This is a genomic window from Enterobacter sp. 61D5 (assembly GCF_034107965.1).
GTDB lineage: Bacteria > Pseudomonadota > Gammaproteobacteria > Enterobacterales > Enterobacteriaceae > Enterobacter > Enterobacter cloacae_M.
Genome location: NZ_JAWNFK010000021.1, coordinates 1 through 20,140 on the forward strand (window position 1 = coordinate 1; position 20,140 = coordinate 20,140).

Consider the following 20,140-nt stretch of genomic DNA (forward strand, 5'->3'; position numbering starts at 1 on the left):
GATAAATTGTTAAAGAGCAGTTGCAACGCGGCTTTCGCTCACCGTTGCGAGGTGGCGTATATTACGCTTTCCTCTTTCAGAGTCAACCCGTTATTTTCGCTATTCTCTGCTGACCCGGCGGCGTGTGTGCCGTTGTTCCGTGTCAGTGGAGGCGCATTATAGGGAGTAATTCCGAACCTGCAAGGATAAAGTGAAATTTTTTTACTGATTGCTCACTTTCCAGGCAAAACCAACTCCAGACCTCAATTTTCGCCTGGTTTTTAAACAAAAACGAGCCGCAAGCGGCTCGTTTTTGCGTTTTGTGACTTACTGCACTGCCACAATGCGATCGTCGTTGGCTTCCAGACGGATAACTTTGCCCGGAATCAACTCTCCGGAGAGGATCTGCTGCGCCAGCGGGTTTTCGATCTGCTGCTGGATAGCACGTTTTAATGGACGCGCACCGTACACCGGATCGTAACCATTCTCGCTCAGCAGCTTCAGCGCCTCATCGGAAATGTGAATTTCATACCCACGCTCTTCAAGACGTTTGTACAGACGCTGCAGCTGGATCTGCGCAATCGACGCAATGTGTTTCTCACCCAGAGGATGGAATACCACCACTTCATCAATACGGTTGATGAACTCAGGACGGAAGTTATGGCTCACGACACCGAGCACCAGATCCTTCATATGGCTATAGTCCAGTTCACCGAAACGTTCCTGAATCAGATCGGAACCCAGGTTCGAGGTCATGATGACAACCGTATTACGGAAGTCGACCGTTCTCCCCTGTCCGTCGGTCAGACGGCCATCATCCAGCACCTGAAGCAGAATGTTGAACACATCCGGATGCGCTTTTTCCACCTCATCCAGCAGGATGACGGAATAAGGGCGACGGCGAACGGCTTCCGTCAGATACCCCCCTTCTTCATAACCAACGTATCCCGGAGGCGCACCGACCAGACGTGAGACGGAGTGTTTCTCCATAAACTCAGACATGTCGATACGTACCATCGCATCGTCGCTGTCGAACATAAAGTTAGCCAGCGCTTTACACAGCTCTGTTTTACCGACCCCCGTCGGCCCCAGGAACAGGAACGAACCAATCGGACGGTTTGGATCGGACAGCCCCGCTCGGCTACGGCGAATAGCGTTCGAAACCGCTTCAACCGCTTCGTTCTGGCCAATCACCCGATTGTGGAGATCCTGCTCCATGCGCAGCAGTTTTTCACGCTCGCCTTCCAACATGCGCGCCACCGGAATACCGGTCCAGCGAGCAAGCACTTCCGCGATTTCCGCATCCGTCACTTTATTACGTAACAGACGCATCGTTTTCCCTTCTGACTGCGTCGCTATCTCAAGCTGTTTTTCCAGCTCAGGAATTTTGCCGTACTGCAGTTCAGACATCCGCGCCAGATCGCCGACACGGCGAGCCTGCTCAATGGCAATTTTTGCCTGTTCGAGTTCAGCTTTAATGGTCTGAGTGCCGGAAAGGGACGCTTTCTCGGCTTTCCACTCTTCTTCCAGCTCAGAGTACTGGCGCTCTTTATCGTCCAGTTCTTCATTGAGCATATCCAGGCGTTTCTTACTGGCTTCATCAGACTCTTTCTTCAGCGCCTGCTGTTCCAGCTTGAGCTGAATGATGCGTCGGTCGAGTCGGTCCAGCTCTTCCGGCTTCGAGTCAATCTGCATACGAATGCTCGACGCCGCTTCATCAATCAGGTCGATTGCTTTATCCGGCAGCTGGCGATCGGCGATATAACGATGTGAAAGCGTCGCCGCCGCAACGATAGCCGGGTCAGTGATCTGCACGTGGTGGTGCAGTTCATAGCGCTCCTTCAAACCACGCAGGATCGCGATGGTATCTTCAACGCTTGGCTCAGCAACAAACACTTTCTGGAAACGACGTTCCAGCGCAGCATCTTTCTCAATGTACTGACGATACTCGTCAAGCGTGGTGGCACCGACGCAGTGAAGTTCACCGCGCGCCAGCGCAGGTTTCAGCATGTTCCCGGCATCCATCGCGCCGTCCGCTTTACCCGCCCCGACCATAGTGTGCAGTTCGTCGATAAACAGGATAACGTTCCCTTCCTGCTTCGCCAGGTCGTTAAGCACGCCTTTCAGACGCTCTTCGAACTCGCCGCGGTATTTCGCACCGGCCACCAGCGCGCCCATATCCAGTGCCAGTACGCGACGGCCTTTCAGGCCTTCCGGCACTTCCCCGTTGACGATACGCTGTGCCAGCCCTTCAACGATGGCGGTTTTACCGACACCCGGTTCACCAATCAACACCGGGTTGTTTTTGGTACGACGCTGCAGTACCTGAATCGTACGGCGGATTTCTTCATCACGGCCGATAACCGGGTCAAGTTTGCCCTGTTCAGCACGCTCGGTCAGATCGACCGTAAATTTCTTCAAAGCCTGACGTTGGTCTTCGGCTCCCTGATCGTTCACGCTTTCACCTCCGCGCATTTTCTCAATCGCCTGAGTCACATTGGCGGTGGTCGCACCGGCAGATTTCAGCAGGTCGGTCAAGGTACCGCGTGATTCAAGCGCCGCCAGAACAAACAGCTCTGACGAAATAAAGTTGTCCCCACGTTTTTGCGCCAGCTTGTCGCAAAGGTTAAGCACGCGCACCAGATCCTGAGACGGCTGAACGTCGCCGCCGGTACCTTCAACCTGCGGTAAACGGCTCAGCGCCTGATCGATAGCGGTGCGTAACTGGCCAGCATTAATGCCAGCGGACGTTAATAAAGGACGTACCGATCCCCCTTCCTGATTCAGCAAGGCGCTCATTAAATGAAGAGGTTCGATAAACTGGTTGTCGTGCCCCAGTGCGAGGGACTGGGCATCGGCGAGAGCAAGCTGGAATTTATTAGTAAGACGATCCAGACGCATAACTCCTCCCATAACAGGTCAAATTTGCTACTGGAGATTAAATGAGGTCATCCCTCAATTATTCAAGGTTAATGACCTGAATTATGTGAAAAGAAAACGGCACGTACCGGATCGTCTTGATTCTTTAGGTTATATCAGCCAAATGAAACTTGCCATACGCCCCGTGGTCTTGTCGCGACGATAGGAGAAAAAATCACCCTTTTCGGTGAATGTGCAGCGATCGCCGCCGAAGATCTGCGTCACGCCAACGTTATTCAGACGCTGGCGGGCGAGCTGGTAAATATCGGCCAGATATTTATCCCCCGAAGGCAGGAAGGCTTCAACCGATTGCGGATCTTTTTCCATAAAGGCTTCGCGAACCTCTGGCCCCACTTCGAAAGCGCGAGGACCAATGGCCGGGCCAAGCCAGGCCATAATATTGGCGGGCTCATCGTTAAAGCAGGCGACTGTTTCTTCGAGCACGCCTTCACATAGACCACGCCAGCCCGCGTGTGCTGCTGCCACCTCGGAACCTGCACGGTTACAGAACAGAACCGGCAGACAATCGGCGGTCATCACGGCACAAACGGTTCCCGGAGTATTACTGTAAGAGGCATCAGCGCGTTTAGAAGCATAGGGTTCCCCCGTCAACTTCAGTACCGCGTTACCATGAACCTGTTCCAGCCAGACCGGTTTTGACGGCAAGTTACCCGCAGCAAACAAACGTCTGCGGTTCTCTTCAACGTGTTCCAGGTTGTCGCCACAGTGCGCACCGAGGTTCAAAGACTCCCACGCGCCCTGGCTAACACCGCCAATACGGGTTGAACTACAGGCAGCCACGCCAGCAGGCAATGGCCACTCCGGGACAATCAGTTTGGTCATAACCAGTCCACTTGATCCTTATGTTCTTCGAAATCAGCACGCATGGCGTCGATAAGATCCACCATATCCTGCGGGATAGGCGCATGCCACTCCATCTGAATACCGGTGATAGGGTGGTAAAGACGCAGCATAGTCGCGTGCAGCGCCTGACGATCGAATTTACGCAATACGCTGATGAACTCATCCGATGCGCCTTTAGGCGGGCGCGGACGGCCACCGTATACCTGATCCCCCACCAGCGGATGGGTAATGTGGGCCATATGCACGCGGATCTGGTGAGTACGTCCGGTTTCCAGACGCAGACGCAGACGCGTATGAATACGGAAGTGCTCCATAATGCGATAGTGCGTCACCGCCGGTTTACCCATCGGATGCACCGACATATGGGTACGTTTAGTCGGGTGACGGCTGATTGGCTCTTCCACCGTTCCGCCAGAGGTCATATGCCCAATGGCTACCGCTTCATACTCACGGGTGATTTCGCGCAGCTGCAGCGACTCCACCAGACGGGTCTGAGCAGGCACGGTCTTCGCCACCACCATCAAACCGGTGGTGTCTTTATCCAGACGGTGCACGATGCCCGCGCGCGGAACATCCGCGATCGGCGGATAATAATGGAGAAGTGCGTTAAGTACCGTACCGTCAGGGTTCCCCGCGCCCGGATGAACAACCAGGTCGCGCGGCTTGTTGATCACCAGAATATCATCATCTTCATAGACGATGTCCAGTGGGATATCCTGCGGCTCGAAGCGGATTTCCTCTTCGATTTCAGCATTGATGGCGACAGCTTCCCCACCTAACACTTTCTCTTTTGGTTTGTCCCAGATCTTGCCGTTTACCAGCACGCGCTGGTCAAGGATCCATTCTTTTATGCGTGAACGCGAATAATCAGGGAACAATTCGGCCAAAGCCTGATCTAAGCGTTGACCGAGCTGATTTTCGGAGACTGTTGCGGTGAGTTCTACTCGTTGTGCCATAAACTGCTTCTTCGTTTAACGTTGGGTTTTACGGCTTTGCCGTTTAATATAGTGTGCTATTGTAGCTGGTCTTAATCGGGAGCAGGAACAGAGTTTCTCCCGGACAAACATTTGAGGAAAGTCAAAACGTCATGACGCGCATGAAATATCTGGTGGCAGCGGCCACGTTGAGCCTGGCTTTGGTGGGCTGCTCCGGTTCAAATGAACAGGTCCCTGACAATCCGCCGAATGAAATCTATGCGACTGCACAACAAAAGTTGCAGGACGGTAACTGGAAACAGGCGATAACGCAACTGGAAGCGTTGGATAATCGCTATCCATTTGGTCCATATTCGCAGCAGGTACAGTTAGATCTCATCTACGCATACTATAAAAATGCCGACCTGCCGCTGGCTCAGGCAACTATCGATCGTTTCATGCGTCTGAACCCGACTCATCCTAACATCGACTACGTGATGTACATGCGCGGCCTCACCAACATGGCGCTGGACGACAGTGCGCTGCAGGGCTTCTTCGGCGTGGATCGTTCCGACCGTGACCCGCAGCATGCGCGTGATGCCTTCAATGACTTCTCCAAACTGGTGCGCGGCTATCCGAACAGTCAGTACGTGACTGACGCCACCAAACGTCTGGTGTTCCTGAAAGATCGTCTGGCGAAATATGAATACTCTGTAGCGGATTACTATACCCGTCGTGGCGCCTGGGTTGCCGTGGTTAACCGCGTAGAAGGTATGCTGCGTGATTATCCAGATACTCAGGCAACGCGCGATGGCCTGAAGCTGATGGAAAATGCCTACCGTCAGATGCAGATGACCGCTCAGGCTGAAAAAGTGGCGAAAATCATCGCTGCGAACAGCAGCAACACCTGATATTGCCTCAATGCAAAACGGCAGCCCGAAGGCTGCCGTTTTTTTATTCATTTTAGCGCGTCGCTGAAGCGCTTAAGCCTCAACACATCCTGTCAACTATGGCCCCAATTTTTACCTTCGACAAGGTAAATCTCACTTCTTCCTGCCCTGCCTCACAAAAAAGATTCCCTGACAAAAACCGACAAAATAACGTGATCTAAATCACACATTTTGACATTGGGTCGGGTATGCTGGAATCACCAAGACGGAAAGACAAGAGGTAAAATTTATGACAATGAACATTACCAGTAAACAAATGGAAATTACTCCGGCAATCCGCCAGCACGTCGCAGACCGTCTCGCCAAACTGGATAAATGGCAAACTCATTTGATTAATCCACATATCATCCTGTCCAAGGAGCCGCAGGGTTTCATCGCTGACGCAACTATCAATACTCCAAACGGCCATCTGGTCGCCAGCGCAAAACACGAGGATATGTACACCGCTATTAACGATTTGATCAACAAGCTGGAACGGCAGCTCAATAAAGTGCAACACAAAGGTGAAGCCCGTCGCGCCGCAACATCGGTGAAAGACGCCAGCTTCGCGGAAGAAGTTGAAGAAGAGTAATCCTTTAAATTGAGTGTACCGCCAACGCGCCTTCGGGCGCGTTTTTTGTTTTTTATTGACAGGGTGAAAACAGTACGGGTACTTTAACGGTATCAATCACAGGATGACTTTATGAAACTTACGCCGTTCTTCTTCGCATTCTTTTTTACCTTCCCCTGACTGGGAGGCGTTTCGTCGTGTGATAAAGAATGCGAAGACGAACAACAAGGCCTCCCACATCGGGGGGCCTTTTTTATTGATAACGATAAAATGAGACCGACAACACTATGACACCGGAAAACCCATTACTGGATCTGCGAGTAAAAATCAGCGCGCTGGATGAGAAACTGCTGGCGCTGCTGGCCGAACGCCGCGCCCTTGCCGTTGAAGTGGGCAAAGCCAAGCTAGACTCCCATCGTCCGGTACGTGATATTGACCGCGAGCGAGATCTGCTGGAACGTCTCATTCAGCTCGGCAAAGCGCATCACCTCGATGCCCACTACATAACCCGGTTGTTCCAGCTCATCATCGAAGACTCCGTACTCACCCAGCAAGCGTTACTCCAGCAGCATCTGAACAAAACCAATCCGCACTCTGCGCGTATCGCCTTCCTGGGTCCGAAGGGGTCTTATTCTCATCTGGCCGCACGTCAGTATGCCGCACGCCATTTCGAAGAATTTATTGAGAGCGGCTGTGCCAAGTTTGCAGACATTTTTAATCAGGTTGAGACCGGCCAGGCGGATTACGCCGTCGTACCGATTGAAAACACCAGCTCCGGTGCCATCAACGACGTCTACGATTTGCTGCAGCACACCAGCCTGTCGCTGGTAGGAGAGCTGACGATCCCTATCGATCACTGCGTGCTGGTCGCCGGATCAACCGACCTGAGCAAGATCGAAACGGTTTACAGTCATCCACAGCCGTTCCAGCAATGCAGCCAGTTCCTGAACCGCTATCCGAACTGGAAAATTGAGTACACCGAAAGCACCTCGGCGGCGATGGAAAAAGTAGCGCAGGCTAACTCCCCAACCGTCGCCGCGCTCGGCAGCGAAGCGGGCGGCGCGCTGTATGGTTTACAGGTGCTGGAACGCAACCTGGCGAACCAGACGCAAAATATCACCCGTTTCGTGGTGCTGGCACGCAAGGCAATCAATGTGTCAGACCAGGTGCCGGCCAAAACCACGCTGCTGATGGCGACCGGCCAACAGGCCGGTGCGCTGGTTGAAGCCCTGCTGGTACTGCGTAACCACAACCTGATCATGACCAAACTGGAATCACGCCCAATCCACGGTAACCCGTGGGAAGAGATGTTCTACCTCGATATCCAGGCCAACCTGGAGTCTGCTTCCATGCAGAAGGCCCTGCGCGAACTGGGCGAGATCACGCGTTCCATGAAAGTGCTGGGCTGCTATCCGAGCGAAAACGTGGTCCCGGTTGACCCGGCCTAACGTTCGATAAACCGGCTTTTCTTCATCCCTGCCACGTTCACCGGCAGGGTGAAGATGGCACCGGAGAGCGGATACTTCGCCACCTCGTCCGCATCCATATTTTCCCGCGTGGTAGTAATAAACAGCGTTTTCATGTCATCGCCGCCAAAGCAGACCATCGTCGGGCAACGCACCGGCATGCGGTATTCTTCCAGCTGCTCCCCTTGCGGAGAAAAACGCGCAATACGCCAGCCGTCAAACAGCGCGCTCCAGTAGCAGCCTTCCACATCCATGGCCGCGCCGTCCGGTATCCCTTCGCCCTCTTTAAACTGACGAAACACCTCACGCCTGCCGGGTTCGCCCTGCTCATCAAGCGGCGTTCGGTAAATAACGCAGTTTGGCGTATCTGAAGTAAACATCCATTGATTATCCGGGCTAAATGCTAAGCCGTTGTGGCCGTGAATATCGCACTGGATCACTTTCGGCGTCAGGTCGTTGTCGATGCGCATCAACAGGGCACCGTTGTAATCTCCCGGCCCCCAAAACGTGCCCGCGTAGAATCGCCCCAGAGAATCGGTGCCGCCGTCGTTAAAACGTGCGAGCTGCGGGTTAGAGGGGTTATCGCACACCTTGCGGCGCAGCAGGCCGTGTTTATCGGTTAGCCAGATACCCGTTCTCATCGCAACGATAAAACCACCCTGCTCGCGCAGCGCGAAACAACCCACCTCCTCATGGAAAGAGAGTACGGTGTGTTCTGCCGTCGGCAGATGATAGCGGTGGATCTCCCCTTCCAGAATATCGGCCCAGTAGAGCGCGTGCTCTTCTGCGCTCCACGTCGGGCATTCAGGCAGATGCCCGGTGTAATTCAACAGCAACTGCGGTTCGGCCATGACAGTTCCCCAAAATAAAAAAAGCCAGCATTGCTGGCTTTCAGTATATACATCATCGCATTACTGGCGACTGTCATTTGCCTGGCGCAACAGCGTCCGGCTCTCACTCTGGAAACGCTGAGCGTAATCGCCAAACCAGTGCTCGACCTTGCGGAAACTGTCGATAAACGCCTGTTTGTCTCCGTGCTCCAGCAGCGTAATGGCTTCGCCAAAGCGCTGATAGTAGCGCTTGATGAGCGCCAGGTTGTTCTCGGAGGACATAATAATGTCCGCGTAAAGCTGCGGATCCTGAGCAAACAGGCGCCCGACCATCGCCAGCTCCAGACGATAGATAGGCGAAGAGAGCGCCAGCAGCTGTTCAAGCTGCACGTTCTCTTCCGCCAGATGCAGACCGTAGGCAAACGTAGCAAAGTGGCGCAGCGCCTGAATGAACGCCATGTTCTGATCGTGCTCCACCGCGCTGATGCGGTGCAGTCGCGCGCCCCATACCTGAATCTGTTCCAGGAACCACTGATAGGCTTCCGGCTGGCGGCCGTCGCAGTAAACCACCACCTGCTTAGCCAGGCTGCCGCTGTCCGGTCCAAACATCGGGTGCAGACCCAGCACCGGGCCGGTATGCGCAGCCAGCATCGCCTGCAGCGGACCATTTTTGACGGAGGCCAGATCCACCAGGATGCAATCTTTCGGTAAAGGAGGCAGCTTTTCGATGATCTGCTCCGTCACGTGGATCGGCACGCTGACGATAACCATCCCTGCATCTTTCATGAGTTCCGGAGCATGCGCCCAGTCCTCTTTTTCCAGAATGCGCACCTGATAGCCAGAAAGCGTCAGCATTTTTTCAAACAGACGCCCCATCTGTCCTGCCCCGCCGACAATCACCACCGGCCGCAGGGACGGGCAGAGGGTTTTAAAGCCCTTGTCGTTTTCGCTGGAATAGGATTCCCGCATCACGCGACGCAGAACATCTTCAATTAAATCCGGCGAAACGCCCAGCGCCTGGGCCTCTTTGCGACGAGAGGCCAGCATTGAGGCTTCACGCTCCGGGACGTAAATCGGCAGGCCGTATTTGCTTTTCACCTCACCGACTTCGGCAACCAGCGCCATGCGGCGCGCCAGCAGGTCCAACAGCGCCTTATCCACTTCATCAATTTGATCGCGCAGTGCGGTCAATTCAGCAACCATAACTAACCTCTTAAGCCAGACGCGTCGCCAGCTGGCCGTTCAAATCTTTGTGGATCTCACGCAGCAGCGCATCGGTGGTTTCCCAGCTAATGCAGGCATCCGTCACGGAGACGCCGTGCTTCATTGCGCTACGCGGTTGTTCTGACGACTGATTGCCTTCATGAATGTTGCTCTCAATCATCAGACCAATAATCGAACGGTTGCCATCTTTGATCTGTGCGATCACTGATTCCGCAACCGCAGGCTGGCGACGGTAATCTTTATTTGAATTACCATGACTGCAATCTACCATCAGTGCCGGGCGCAGTCCCGCCTGCTCCATCTCTTTTTCACACTGCGCCACGTCCGCCGGGCTGTAGTTAGGTGCTTTCCCGCCGCGCAGGATCACATGACCGTCCGGGTTGCCCTGCGTTTGCAGGAGGCATACCTGGCCCGCCTGGTTGATACCGACGAAACGGTGCGGCATCGCAGCAGCGCGCATCGCGTTGATCGCCGTCGCCAGGCTGCCATCGGTACCGTTTTTAAAGCCAACCGGCATCGACAGGCCAGACGCCATCTCGCGGTGGGTTTGCGATTCTGTGGTACGCGCACCAATCGCCGACCAGCTGAACAGATCGCCCAGGTACTGCGGGCTGTTCGGGTCCAGCGCTTCGGTTGCCAGCGGCAGTCCCATGCTGACCAGCTCCACCAGCAGGTGACGCGCAATCTTCAGGCCTGCTTCCACATCAAACGAGCCATCCATGTGCGGATCGTTAATCAACCCTTTCCAGCCGACGGTCGTACGTGGCTTCTCAAAATAGACGCGCATCACCAGATAGAGGCTATCGCTGACCTCCTCCGCTAACACTTTAAATCGACGAGCATATTCAATGGCGGTTTCAGGATCGTGAATGGAGCAAGGACCGCATACCACCAGCAGGCGCGGATCGCGGCCGGCGATAATGTCAGAAATGGTCTGGCGAGAGTGCTCGATCTGAGCCTCCTGCGCGACGCTCAGCGGAAATTCCGCTTTCAGTTGATCCGGAGTGATTAACACCTGTTCGTCAGTGATATGTACGTTGTTCAGCGCGTCTTTTTGCATGATGGCGATCCTGTAAAGCTCGTTTGCGATAGTTGTATTCCTCAATGAGGTGAAACAACGATACCATAAAAAGTAAACATTTCAATCCAAAATACGTACACTTTAATTTACACAGGCCAATTTATTGCAAAAATAAGCCGATAAAACGTAAACTTTAAATTACAGACAGGTTTTCTTTAGCCAGGCTATGCTGAAGAAAAAAGGAGAATGGCTATGCGTTCAATTGCTCTCGCGCTGTTGTCGCTGTTTTTAACGGGCTGTCAGATCAATCCTTACACCTTCCAGCCCGACTGGACCAGCCCATCCTGGTTTGAAGCAGGTAAAGAAGACGCCATGAATGGCCTGCCGGTTAAAGATAACCAGGCCCTGGCCGATAGTTTTAACGACACACACGTTGATCGTAGCGAATATCTTCGCGGCTATGCTGACGGTCAGAAGAAAGTCTGCGAAGAAGGGTTTATTCACGCCTGGGGATTAGCCGGCAAATCTTTCCCTGCCAGTTGCGATACAGCCGAAAACGCGGCAAAACTGCGTGCGTCATGGCAGCAAGGGATGGATGAAAGTATGCGCTCCAGCAGACTGAATTAATCTAATTTCATCCACCGGAAAATAAACAACAGTAGGATTTAGCTTAGGTCGGCCTCATGCTATTTCTGACATAATGACGGCCCTGATAAACAATGGTATTCTGCCCGCAACTCTTAAGGACATCTATTTCCAGAGCGATGTGGCGGATTCTGGTGAGAAATTTATTCTTGATCTCTTTTTTCCGACTCACTCTGATGCTAACGCTGTTCCTTATGGTGGGCCCTGCGGCGGCAGGCACGCTTACGGAAACGGATAAATCGGTACGCTCGATTGTTTCAGGCATTGTGAGCTATACGCGATGGCCGTCACTTTCCGGGCAGCCTAAACTCTGCGTCTACGCCACTTCTCACTATACGCACGCCCTCAGCGGCGATGAGGGGCATAGCGAGTTACCTTATACTCCCGTTATTGTACGTAACGATCAGGAAGCCCTGGCCGCGACGTGCGATGCGATCTATTTCGGGTCTGAATCACCGGCAAAACAACTTGAATTAATAAGTCAATATCAGGGCAGAGCGTTGCTATTAATCTCAGAGCAAAATCCGGAATGTGTAATTGGCAGTGCCTTTTGCCTGATAATCGATCGCGGCCAGGTACGGTTCGCCGTCAACCTGGATGCATTGACGCGCAGCGGCGTAAGAGTCAATCCGGATGTATTAATGCTTGCACGGAATAAGCAGCATGGATAAAGATTTCACTTCAACGCCACGTCCGACGTTTAAAAGAACGTTGAGGCGAAACAGCATGATAAGCGTCATCATCACGATGACGTTAATATGGCTGCTGCTCTGTTTTGCTTCCGTCGTGACGTTAAAACAATACGCGCAAAAGAATCTCGAATTAACCGGCGCAACAATGAGCCACAGCCTGGAAGCGTCGCTGGTGTTCAACGACTCGCTGGCGGCCAACGAAACGCTGGCAGCCCTGGGCAAACAGGGCCAGTTTGCCGTGGCCGAGGTTATTAACGCGCATAAAAAGCGGTTTGCCTACTGGTCGTGGAACCCGGAGGAAAACAACGATACGCTGGGCGCACTGGTCAGCCGCTGGCTTTTCCCCGTACCGGTTGCGCAGCCCATCATGCATAACGGCGCAACGATCGGCGAAATTCGCCTTACCGCGCGTGACAGCCTGATCGGCCATTTCATCTGGATGTCGTTTGCCGTTCTGACCGGCTGTATTCTCTTTGCAACCGTCGTCGCGCTCACTATTACCCAGTCTTTGCATCACGGGATGGTCACGGCCCTGCAAAACATCACCGACGTGGTGCATGACGTTCGTACTAACCGTAACTTCTCCCGCCGTGTGAAAGACGGCCGTATCGAAGAGTTTCACCAGTTTGGTGAGGACTTCAACAGCCTTCTGGATGAGATGGAGGAGTGGCAACTCAAGCTCCAGGCGAAAAACGCCCAGCTGCTGCGTACCGCCATGCACGACCCGCTCACCGGTCTTGCCAACCGCGCGGCGTTTCGTAACAGCATTGCGGCCTTAATGAACGACCCTTCTGCCAAAACGAACTCGGCCCTGCTCTTCCTCGACGGTGATAATTTTAAGTTTATTAACGACACCTGGGGACATGCGGCAGGAGACTGCGTGCTGATTGAAGTCGCCAGCAGGATGATGGAGTTTGGCGACAAACGTCACCAGGCATACCGCCTTGGCGGTGACGAATTTGCCATGGTGCTGTACGGCGTGCACTCTGAACTTGAGGTTCAACATATTTGTGCTGCGCTATCGCAGCAGTTTATCCGTCCGTTTGATCTTCATAACGGACAAAAAGCATCGATGTCACTCAGCATTGGCTTTGCTCTGGCGTGGGAAAATGCTTCCGTGGAAGCATTACTGGAGAGGGCTGACCGCAACATGTACCAGGTGAAAAACCAGCGTACGAAAACAACAAGTTAGAAGGGATACACTATGTTAAAACGTTACTTCGCGCCGATAGTTCTGGCCTCACTGGTTCTGGCAGGCTGTCAGTCGCCGCCGGAAGGTAAATTTACTCCTGAGCAAATTTCGGCGATGAAGTCTTACGGTTTTAACGAACTGAACGGTGACTGGTCGCTTGGCATGTCGGACACCATCCTGTTTGATAAAAATGACGCCAGACTGCGCCCGGAAAGTGAAACGCAGATCCAGTCCATGGCCTCTCGCCTGGCGGAAACCGGCCTGAACCACGCGCGAATGGACGGTCACACGGATAATTACGGGGAAGAAAGCTACAACGAAGCGCTGTCGTTAAAACGCGCCAATGCCGTGGCCGATGCCTGGGCGAAGGGCGCAAATATCCCGCGCAGCAACCTCACCACGCGGGGGTTAGGTCAAAAATACCCGGTTGCGAGCAACAGTACCCCGCAAGGGCGCGCTGAAAACCGCCGCGTCGCAGTGGTGATCAGCACGCCATAGGGTTATTTAGCGGAGGATTCGGCGAGCGTCATCCTGGTTGCCGCTCGCCAGCGCAGCCAGTCCACCAGAACAAACAGCGCCAGACTCACGCCCATGACCGGCAAGGCCAGCCCCAGCAGTATGCTGATTACCACCGTAACCCCTCTTCCCCATCCTGACAGAGCCAGCCAGCTCTGACAAAGCGTCTGTACCGGACTCACTGCCGACCGTGCCGGACGACGCATCCACCACATCCGGTAACCCCAAATGATGAGCACGCACAGGGCGAGGCCGAACGCCACCAGCAGCAGCTGATTCACCAGCCCGAATAAGATCCCCATATGGAAATCCACGCCCCAGCGGGTCAGTTTTGCCATTAACGGGAAATCCTCGAAACGGGTTCTGTCCAGGACCTGCATCGTCGAAGGATCAACCGCAACGGCGTCCACCTGAGTCGGCCAGCTGCGATCGATTTCCGTCACGGTCCAGGCGCTATCCGCCGTTTTCGCCGGGCGGATCTCCAGCCTGTTGGCATCAATCCCTGCTTTACGCGCCGCGCTTAATACTCCGTCAAACTGCGTCAGATCCATCGCCATTTCCGGCATCATTATTCCGCCGTGATGGCCCCGGTGTTCGGCATGCTCATCCACGATCTCCTGTTGGCCGGAAAGCGTCGTGTTCACCTGCGGGGTGAGCCAGTTCATCTCTGCCCGCAGCTTATCGACGTTCCCGCCTGCCCATTGAGACCATGTCAGGCCGGTTGCCGAGAACAGCAGCATTCCGCCCAGCAGACTCCAGCCCAGCGTCACGTGCAGGCGACGACGATTCTGGAAGCGATTGTTGATCCGCCGTTTGGGTCGGGTATAAAACCACAGGGCAATACCGCCCAGCGCGGCAACCCACATCCAGGAGGCAGCAAGCTCGCTGTAGAGCCGACCCACGTCGCCCAGCATCAAAGAGGTGTGCAGGTAATCAATGGTCTGACGCAGCGGTAAAATCCCGCTGGTGCCGTATACCGTCATATCTCCCAGCACCTCCAGGCTTACCGGATCAATAAAAATAGCCCGGTTCTCCGATGGCCCAAGCATCGGGTCAGCAAACATCACGCGGGTAGTTTCGCCTTCAGCCAGCCCCGGACGCACGGCGTGCAATTGCAAATCTGAGCCAACGGTTTTTTCCGCCACGGCGATTTGCTCCGCCAGCGGCTGCAACTCGCCTACGGAATCCGTGTGGAGCGCGTGCCGGTAGAGCGCATTCTCCAGCTGCGGGGTCGCCACATACAGCGTACCGGTCAGCGCGGCAAAGAAGATAAACGGACCAACAAAAAGCCCGACGTAGAAATGGAGGCGACGCAGCAGGTTTCCCCATGCTGTGCGCGGAGTGCAGGTAGTCATACTTTTCCTTTTTAAGGCAGTAAGTTATCGAGTTAGTTTTCAAAGGTAAAAAGCAGACTGCCGCGGCGGCGCGCGGGTATCAGGGTAAAGCCAGGGGAAAAAGTGCCAGTGACTGACCGCCTGGCGCGGCGGCTTAACGCGAAGCCTCTGCAGCACCGCGCTGAGCAGGACGATCAGCGCCAGCATCACGCCAGGAACATGCGCTAACAGCACGCAGTAGCCGCACGCTTCAGCATGGTCGACAGGCATCGTGTGCGGCATATCGCCGTGATGCTCGTCCATCGACATCATGCTCATGTCATGATGCATGCCCGGCATGGCGCTCATGGGATCTTTCTGCAAGGAGACGGAGATAAGCGGCGCTACCACGATCAGCAGGATCGCAAACAGCGCGGTCAAGGCCGCTGCGCGTTTCCGTTTAGGCTGATGCAGTACGTTATCCACTTCCCCTCCATTCAAGAGGCAAGCATTGTAAATGATTTATGACAAAAGGGTTAACGTGAGAAATGCGCAGGGATAAAAAAAGGGCCAGCCTTTCGGCCAGCCCTTTCTACAGGATGTCGCTTAAGCGAATCTTAGTTCAGACGCTCTTTAATACGAGCAGACTTACCAGTACGCTCACGCAGGTAGTACAGTTTAGCTTTACGTACAGCACCACGACGTTTAACAGCAATGCTGTCAACTACCGGAGAGTGAGTCTGGAAGACACGCTCAACGCCTTCGCCGTTGGAAATTTTACGAACAGTGAATGCAGAGTGCAGACCGCGGTTACGAATAGCGATAACCACGCCCTCGAATGCCTGCAGACGTTTCTTGGAACCTTCAACAACCCATACTTTCACTTCCACGGTGTCACCTGGACGGAAGGAAGGTACGTCCTGCTTCATCTGCTCTTGTTCAAGTTGCTTAATAATGTTGCTCATAATTTAATCTCTTATCCTGGGTAAACTGATATTCGGGAGCGTATTACGCATTCCCATCATGTTCATGCTGCTGGTGCGCGTGTTCTGTTTTGAACTCGGCCAGCAACTTTGCTTGCTCTTCAGTCAGAGCCAGGTTTTCCAGAAGTTCAGGTCTTCTAAGCCAGGTTCGGCCCAGCGACTGCTTCAAACGCCAGCGACGTATCTCGGCATGGTTTCCAGACAGTAACACCGCCGGTACTTCCATCCCTTCTAACACTTCAGGACGAGTGTAGTGTGGACAGTCCAGCAACCCATCGGCAAAGGAATCTTCCGTTGCCGAAGCTTCATGGCCCAGAACCCCCGGAATGAACCGGGCGACGGAGTCAATCAGCGTCATTGCGGGTAACTCACCACCGCTGAGAACGTAATCGCCGATAGACCATTCTTCGTCAATCTCGGTTTGAATTACGCGCTCATCTATCCCTTCGTAGCGCCCACAGACCAGAATCAGCTTTTGATTCGTCGCCAGTTCGCTCACGCCCGCTTGATCAAGCTTGCGTCCCTGAGGTGACAGATAAATCACCTTTGCGCCTTCACCTGCCGCGGCTTTTGCTGTGTGAATGGCGTCCCGTAAGGGTTGCACCATCATTAGCATCCCCGGTCCGCCGCCGTAAGGACGATCGTCCACGGTACGGTGCCGGTCATGAGTAAAGTCACGAGGACTCCAGCTCTGGATGCTCAGCAGGCCATTCTTTACTGCCCGGCCAGTTACCCCGTAATCGGTAATCGCGCGGAACATTTCAGGAAACAGGCTAATTATGCCAATCCACATAGCGCCGTCTTTTACCGTTTATCCGGAGAATTTAAAAACCAGGATCCCAATCTACTTCAATGGTTTGAGTAGTGAGATCGACTTTCTTGATAACCTGTCCATCGAGGAACGGAACCAACCGCTCCTTGATGCCAAATGCATCTTTCAGGTTTGCCTTAATGACGAGAACGTCATTTGACCCGGTTTCCATCATATCGATGACTTTCCCCAGGCTGTAGCCTTCGGTAGTGACTACCTGGCAACCCATAAGGTCTTTCCAGTAGTAGTCGCCCTCTTCCAGCTGTGGCAACTGCGACGAATCCACGACAATTTCACAATTAGTCAGCGCATTCGCAGCATCACGATCGTCAACGCCTTTCAGCTTGATGATGATGTCCTGATTGTGGTGACGCCAGCTTTCCAGCTCGACCTCTTCCCACTTACCGCCTTTCTGGATAAACCAGGGCTGGTAATCAAAAATGCTATCAGCGTCTTCAGTGGAGGAAAACACTCTGAGCCAACCACGGATACCGTAGCAAGAACCCATTTTTCCCAATACGATCGGTTCAACAGGTGCTTTATTGCTCATCATGACCACCGTGACAGATTAAGCTGCTTTGTTTGCTGCTTTGATCAGCGTAGCAACGCGATCGGAAACAGTAGCGCCCTGGCCAACCCAGTGAGCGATACGATCCAGATCCAGACGAGTTTCTTCTTCTGCGCCAGCGGCCAGTGGGTTGAAGAAACCAACGCGCTCGATGAAGCGACCGTTGCGTGCATTACGGCTGTCAGTCACAACAACCTGGTAGAACGGACGCTTTTTAGCGCCGTGACGAGCTAAACGAATAGTTACCATAACATCCTCTTGTGTGAATAAAACAACCGGGCCCCATCGAGGAACGGAGCCCGGGTGTCATATTAAAAGCCCGAAAATTTTACTCATTTTCGGGCAAAAAGCAATCTCAAAAGCGATTAACGCCCTGGAAAACCGGGGGGCATCATGCCTTTCATGCCGCGCATCATCTTCGCCATGCCGCCTTTCTTCATTTTCTTCATCATGCGCTGCATGTCGTCGAACTGTTTCAGAAGGCGGTTAACGTCCTGCACCTGCATGCCGCAACCGGCTGCGATACGGCGTTTACGGGAACCTTTGATGATATCCGGGTTAGCGCGCTCTTTGAGGGTCATCGAGTTGATGATCGCCTCCATACGCACCAGCACCTTGTCATCCATCTGCGCTTTCACGTTGTCAGGGATCTGGCCCATGCCCGGCAGTTTGCCCATCAGGCTGGCCATGCCGCCCATGTTTTTCATCTGACGCAGCTGCTCAAGGAAGTCGGTAAGATCGAAACCGTCACCTTTTTTCAGCTTGCTGGCCAGCTTCTCGGCCTGCGCGCGGTCAACCTTGCTCTCGATATCTTCGATCAGCGACAGCACGTCGCCCATGCCGAGGATACGGGAGGCAATACGATCCGGATGGAACGGCTCGAGCGCTTCAGTTTTCTCGCCCACGCCGAGGAATTTAATCGGCTTACCGGTGATGTGACGAATGGAGAGCGCCGCACCGCCGCGGGCGTCACCGTCCACTTTGGTCAGCACCACGCCGGTTAACGGCAGCGCTTCGTTAAACGCTTTCGCGGTATTCGCCGCATCCTGACCGGTCATGGCGTCGACAACGAACAGGGTCTCTACCGGGTTGATAGAGGCATGTACCTGCTTGATCTCGTCCATCATCGCTTCGTCAACGTGCAGACGACCGGCGGTATCCACCAGCAGCACATCGTAGAATTTCAGCTTCGCTTCTTTCAGCGCCGCGTTAACGATGTCGACAGGCTTCTGCGCCACGTCGGACGGGAAGAAATCTACCCCGACCTGCTCGGCCAGAGTTTCCAGCTGTTTGATCGCCGCCGGGCGATAGACATCCGCAGAGACCACCAGCACTTTCTTCTTGTGCTTTTCACGCAGGAATTTACCCAGCTTACCGACGCTGGTCGTTTTACCTGCACCCTGCAGGCCCGCCATCAGCACCACGGCCGGCGGCTGAGCCGCCAGGTTAAGCACCTGGTTCTCTTCGCCCATCGCCGAAACCAGTTCATTACGAACGATTTTGACGAATTCCTGGCCCGGGGTCAGGCTCTTGTTAACTTCATGACCAACCGCCTTCTCTTTTACGCGGTTGATAAAATCACGAACAACCGGCAACGCGACGTCTGCTTCCAGCAGCGCCATGCGCACTTCGCGCAGCGTTTCCTTGATGTTCTCTTCAGTAAGGCGTCCGCGGCCGCTGATGTTGCGCAGCGTGCGCGACAAACGATCGGTTAAATTATCAAACATTGTCTCTCGCCTGAGTAGAAACGTTGGGCCGCCATGGGCGACACATACACAGAATTTCGCCGGAGTATAACATGAAGGCGCCTTTGTTGTTATGCAACGGTTGGAGCAGGCGTCACGTAACGTTATACTGCTTCTCTTTCTTATTAAGACAACTGTCGATGCCTATATGCCTGTTTTCGCACTGATCGCCCTTGTTGCCTACTCTGTCAGCCTCGCGCTGATCGTTCCCGGCCTGCTGCAAAAAAACAGCGGCTGGCGGCGCATGGCTATTCTTTCCGCGGTAATCGCACTGATTAGCCACGCGTTTGCGCTGGAATCACGCATCATTCCCGGCGACGGCAGTGTGCAAAACCTGAGCGTCCTCAACGTCGGCTCGCTGGTCAGCCTGATGATCTGTACGGTAATGACCATCGTCGCGTCTAAAAATCGCGGCTGGCTGCTGCTGCCGATTGTCTATACCTTCGCGCTGATCAATCTGGCTCTCGCCACCTTTATGCCTAATGAATTCATTACGCATCTGGAGGCCACTCCGGGGATGCTGGTGCATATCGGCCTGTCGCTCTTTGCCTACGCGACGCTGATCATCGCCGCGCTTTACGCCATGCAGCTCGCCTGGATTGACTATCAGCTGAAAAACAAAAAGCTGGCGTTTAACCATGAGATGCCGCCGCTGATGGTCATTGAGCGTAAGATGTTCCACATCACCCAGGTGGGCGTGGTGCTGCTGACGCTGACGCTCTGCACGGGCCTGTTTTACATGAAGAACCTGTTCAGCGTGGAGAATATCGATAAAGCAGTGCTCTCCATCATCGCGTGGTTTGTCTATATTGTCCTGTTATGGGGCCATTATCATGAAGGCTGGCGCGGTCGTCGCGTGGTCTGGTTCAACGTCGCGGGTGCGGGGATTCTCACCCTTGCCTATTTTGGCAGCCGCTTCATACAGCAATTTGCTGGCTAAGTAACAAAAGGAGTTCCC

At 53.9% G+C, this 20,140-nt stretch carries 22 protein-coding genes and 1 other annotated feature; of the genes, 9 read left to right on the plus strand and 13 right to left on the minus strand.

Going from position 1 to position 20,140, the window contains the following annotated elements; genetic code table 11:
- Positions 1-306 precede the first annotated feature (306 nt).
- The 3 genes from clpB to rluD form a co-directional block, all read right to left on the minus strand.
- Positions 307-2,880, minus strand: a complete 2,574-nt coding sequence (gene clpB, locus UTM25_RS18910; protein ID WP_023308864.1) for an ATP-dependent chaperone ClpB — start codon at positions 2,878-2,880, stop codon at positions 307-309.
- A 129-nt stretch (positions 2,881-3,009) separates the two neighbouring features.
- Positions 3,010-3,741: a purine nucleoside phosphorylase YfiH gene (gene yfiH, locus UTM25_RS18915; protein ID WP_045405274.1), complete on the minus strand. Its 732-nt coding sequence runs from the start codon at positions 3,739-3,741 to the stop codon at positions 3,010-3,012.
- On the minus strand, positions 3,738-4,718 hold the full coding sequence (gene rluD / locus UTM25_RS18920; protein WP_023308866.1) for a 23S rRNA pseudouridine(1911/1915/1917) synthase RluD: 981 nt from the start codon (positions 4,716-4,718) through the stop codon (positions 3,738-3,740). Before rluD ends, yfiH begins: the two co-directional genes overlap by 4 nt.
- A 131-nt stretch (positions 4,719-4,849) precedes the next feature.
- Between rluD and bamD the strand changes: the two genes are divergently transcribed.
- From bamD to pheA, 4 genes are all read left to right on the plus strand, one after another.
- Positions 4,850-5,587, plus strand: coding sequence for an outer membrane protein assembly factor BamD (gene bamD / locus UTM25_RS18925; protein ID WP_008502469.1), 738 nt, complete (start codon positions 4,850-4,852; stop codon positions 5,585-5,587).
- Between the two features lie 268 nt (positions 5,588-5,855).
- On the plus strand, positions 5,856-6,197 hold the full coding sequence (gene raiA / locus UTM25_RS18930) for a ribosome-associated translation inhibitor RaiA (protein WP_003863162.1): 342 nt from the start codon (positions 5,856-5,858) through the stop codon (positions 6,195-6,197).
- Positions 6,198-6,307: 110 nt separating this feature from the next.
- Positions 6,308-6,433, plus strand: a sequence feature (Phe leader region).
- Entirely contained in the window at positions 6,309-6,356 is a 48-nt protein-coding gene (pheL, locus tag UTM25_RS18935; RefSeq protein ID WP_100249759.1) for a pheA operon leader peptide PheL, read from the plus strand. Its footprint overlaps the feature before it by 48 nt.
- 30 nt (positions 6,434-6,463) lie before the next feature.
- The gene (gene pheA, locus UTM25_RS18940; protein ID WP_181593693.1) at positions 6,464-7,624 is read left to right on the plus strand and encodes a bifunctional chorismate mutase/prephenate dehydratase; all 1,161 of its coding nucleotides are present in this window, start codon (positions 6,464-6,466) and stop codon (positions 7,622-7,624) included.
- On the opposite strand, the gene UTM25_RS18945 is transcribed toward pheA, so the two are convergent.
- From UTM25_RS18945 to aroF, 3 genes are read right to left on the minus strand one after another with little or no spacing between them, the layout of a single operon-like run.
- Positions 7,621-8,493: an SMP-30/gluconolactonase/LRE family protein gene (locus UTM25_RS18945; RefSeq protein ID WP_194401896.1), complete on the minus strand. Its 873-nt coding sequence runs from the start codon at positions 8,491-8,493 to the stop codon at positions 7,621-7,623. The two genes, pheA and UTM25_RS18945, sit on opposite strands and share 4 nt — an antisense overlap.
- A gap of 60 nt (positions 8,494-8,553) precedes the next feature.
- The gene (tyrA, locus tag UTM25_RS18950) at positions 8,554-9,675 is read right to left on the minus strand and encodes a bifunctional chorismate mutase/prephenate dehydrogenase (protein ID WP_023333075.1); all 1,122 of its coding nucleotides are present in this window, start codon (positions 9,673-9,675) and stop codon (positions 8,554-8,556) included.
- 10 nt (positions 9,676-9,685) lie between these two features.
- Positions 9,686-10,756 carry a 3-deoxy-7-phosphoheptulonate synthase AroF gene (aroF, locus tag UTM25_RS18955; RefSeq protein WP_194401897.1) on the minus strand — a complete coding sequence of 357 codons (1,071 nt, stop codon included), beginning with the start codon at positions 10,754-10,756 and terminating at the stop codon, positions 9,686-9,688.
- Between the two features lie 213 nt (positions 10,757-10,969).
- Here aroF and UTM25_RS18960 point away from each other — a divergent pair, with 213 nt between their 5' ends.
- The 4 genes from UTM25_RS18960 (at position 10,970) to UTM25_RS18975 (ending at position 13,744) form a co-directional block, all read left to right on the plus strand.
- A complete protein-coding gene (locus tag UTM25_RS18960; RefSeq protein ID WP_085841433.1) occupies positions 10,970-11,344 on the plus strand; it encodes a DUF2799 domain-containing protein in 375 nt (124 codons plus the stop codon).
- A gap of 194 nt (positions 11,345-11,538) precedes the next feature.
- Positions 11,539-12,033, plus strand: a complete 495-nt coding sequence (locus UTM25_RS18965; protein WP_233469440.1) for a YfiR family protein — start codon at positions 11,539-11,541, stop codon at positions 12,031-12,033.
- Complete coding sequence (dgcN, locus tag UTM25_RS18970; protein WP_194401899.1) at positions 12,026-13,246, plus strand: diguanylate cyclase DgcN; 1,221 nt, start codon at positions 12,026-12,028, stop codon at positions 13,244-13,246. The genes UTM25_RS18965 and dgcN overlap by 8 nt, the downstream gene beginning before the upstream one ends.
- Positions 13,247-13,258: 12 nt before the next feature.
- On the plus strand, positions 13,259-13,744 hold the full coding sequence (locus UTM25_RS18975; protein WP_029741023.1) for an OmpA family protein: 486 nt from the start codon (positions 13,259-13,261) through the stop codon (positions 13,742-13,744).
- A gap of 2 nt (positions 13,745-13,746) precedes the next feature.
- Here the strand turns inward: UTM25_RS18975 and UTM25_RS18980 are convergent, their stop codons facing one another.
- From UTM25_RS18980 to ffh, 7 genes are all read right to left on the minus strand, one after another.
- Positions 13,747-15,117 (minus strand): PepSY-associated TM helix domain-containing protein, encoded by a 1,371-nt coding sequence (locus UTM25_RS18980; RefSeq protein WP_194401900.1) that lies wholly within the window; start codon positions 15,115-15,117, stop codon positions 13,747-13,749.
- Between the two features lie 39 nt (positions 15,118-15,156).
- Positions 15,157-15,561, minus strand: a complete 405-nt coding sequence (locus tag UTM25_RS18985; RefSeq protein WP_194401901.1) for a DUF2946 family protein — start codon at positions 15,559-15,561, stop codon at positions 15,157-15,159.
- A gap of 131 nt (positions 15,562-15,692) precedes the next feature.
- Complete coding sequence (rplS, locus tag UTM25_RS18990) at positions 15,693-16,040, minus strand: 50S ribosomal protein L19 (RefSeq protein ID WP_002914145.1); 348 nt, start codon at positions 16,038-16,040, stop codon at positions 15,693-15,695.
- A 43-nt stretch (positions 16,041-16,083) separates the two neighbouring features.
- Positions 16,084-16,851 (minus strand): tRNA (guanosine(37)-N1)-methyltransferase TrmD, encoded by a 768-nt coding sequence (gene trmD, locus UTM25_RS18995; RefSeq protein ID WP_014832949.1) that lies wholly within the window; start codon positions 16,849-16,851, stop codon positions 16,084-16,086.
- Positions 16,852-16,882: 31 nt separating this feature from the next.
- Complete coding sequence (gene rimM / locus UTM25_RS19000; RefSeq protein WP_029741020.1) at positions 16,883-17,422, minus strand: ribosome maturation factor RimM; 540 nt, start codon at positions 17,420-17,422, stop codon at positions 16,883-16,885.
- Between the two features lie 15 nt (positions 17,423-17,437).
- Positions 17,438-17,686 carry a 30S ribosomal protein S16 gene (rpsP, locus tag UTM25_RS19005; protein WP_003863133.1) on the minus strand — a complete coding sequence of 83 codons (249 nt, stop codon included), beginning with the start codon at positions 17,684-17,686 and terminating at the stop codon, positions 17,438-17,440.
- A 116-nt stretch (positions 17,687-17,802) separates the two neighbouring features.
- On the minus strand, positions 17,803-19,164 hold the full coding sequence (gene ffh / locus UTM25_RS19010; protein WP_014884878.1) for a signal recognition particle protein: 1,362 nt from the start codon (positions 19,162-19,164) through the stop codon (positions 17,803-17,805).
- Positions 19,165-19,330: 166 nt separating this feature from the next.
- Here ffh and UTM25_RS19015 point away from each other — a divergent pair, with 166 nt between their 5' ends.
- Entirely contained in the window at positions 19,331-20,122 is a 792-nt protein-coding gene (locus UTM25_RS19015) for an inner membrane protein YpjD (protein WP_014884879.1), read from the plus strand.
- The last annotated feature ends 18 nt before the right edge of the window (positions 20,123-20,140 follow it).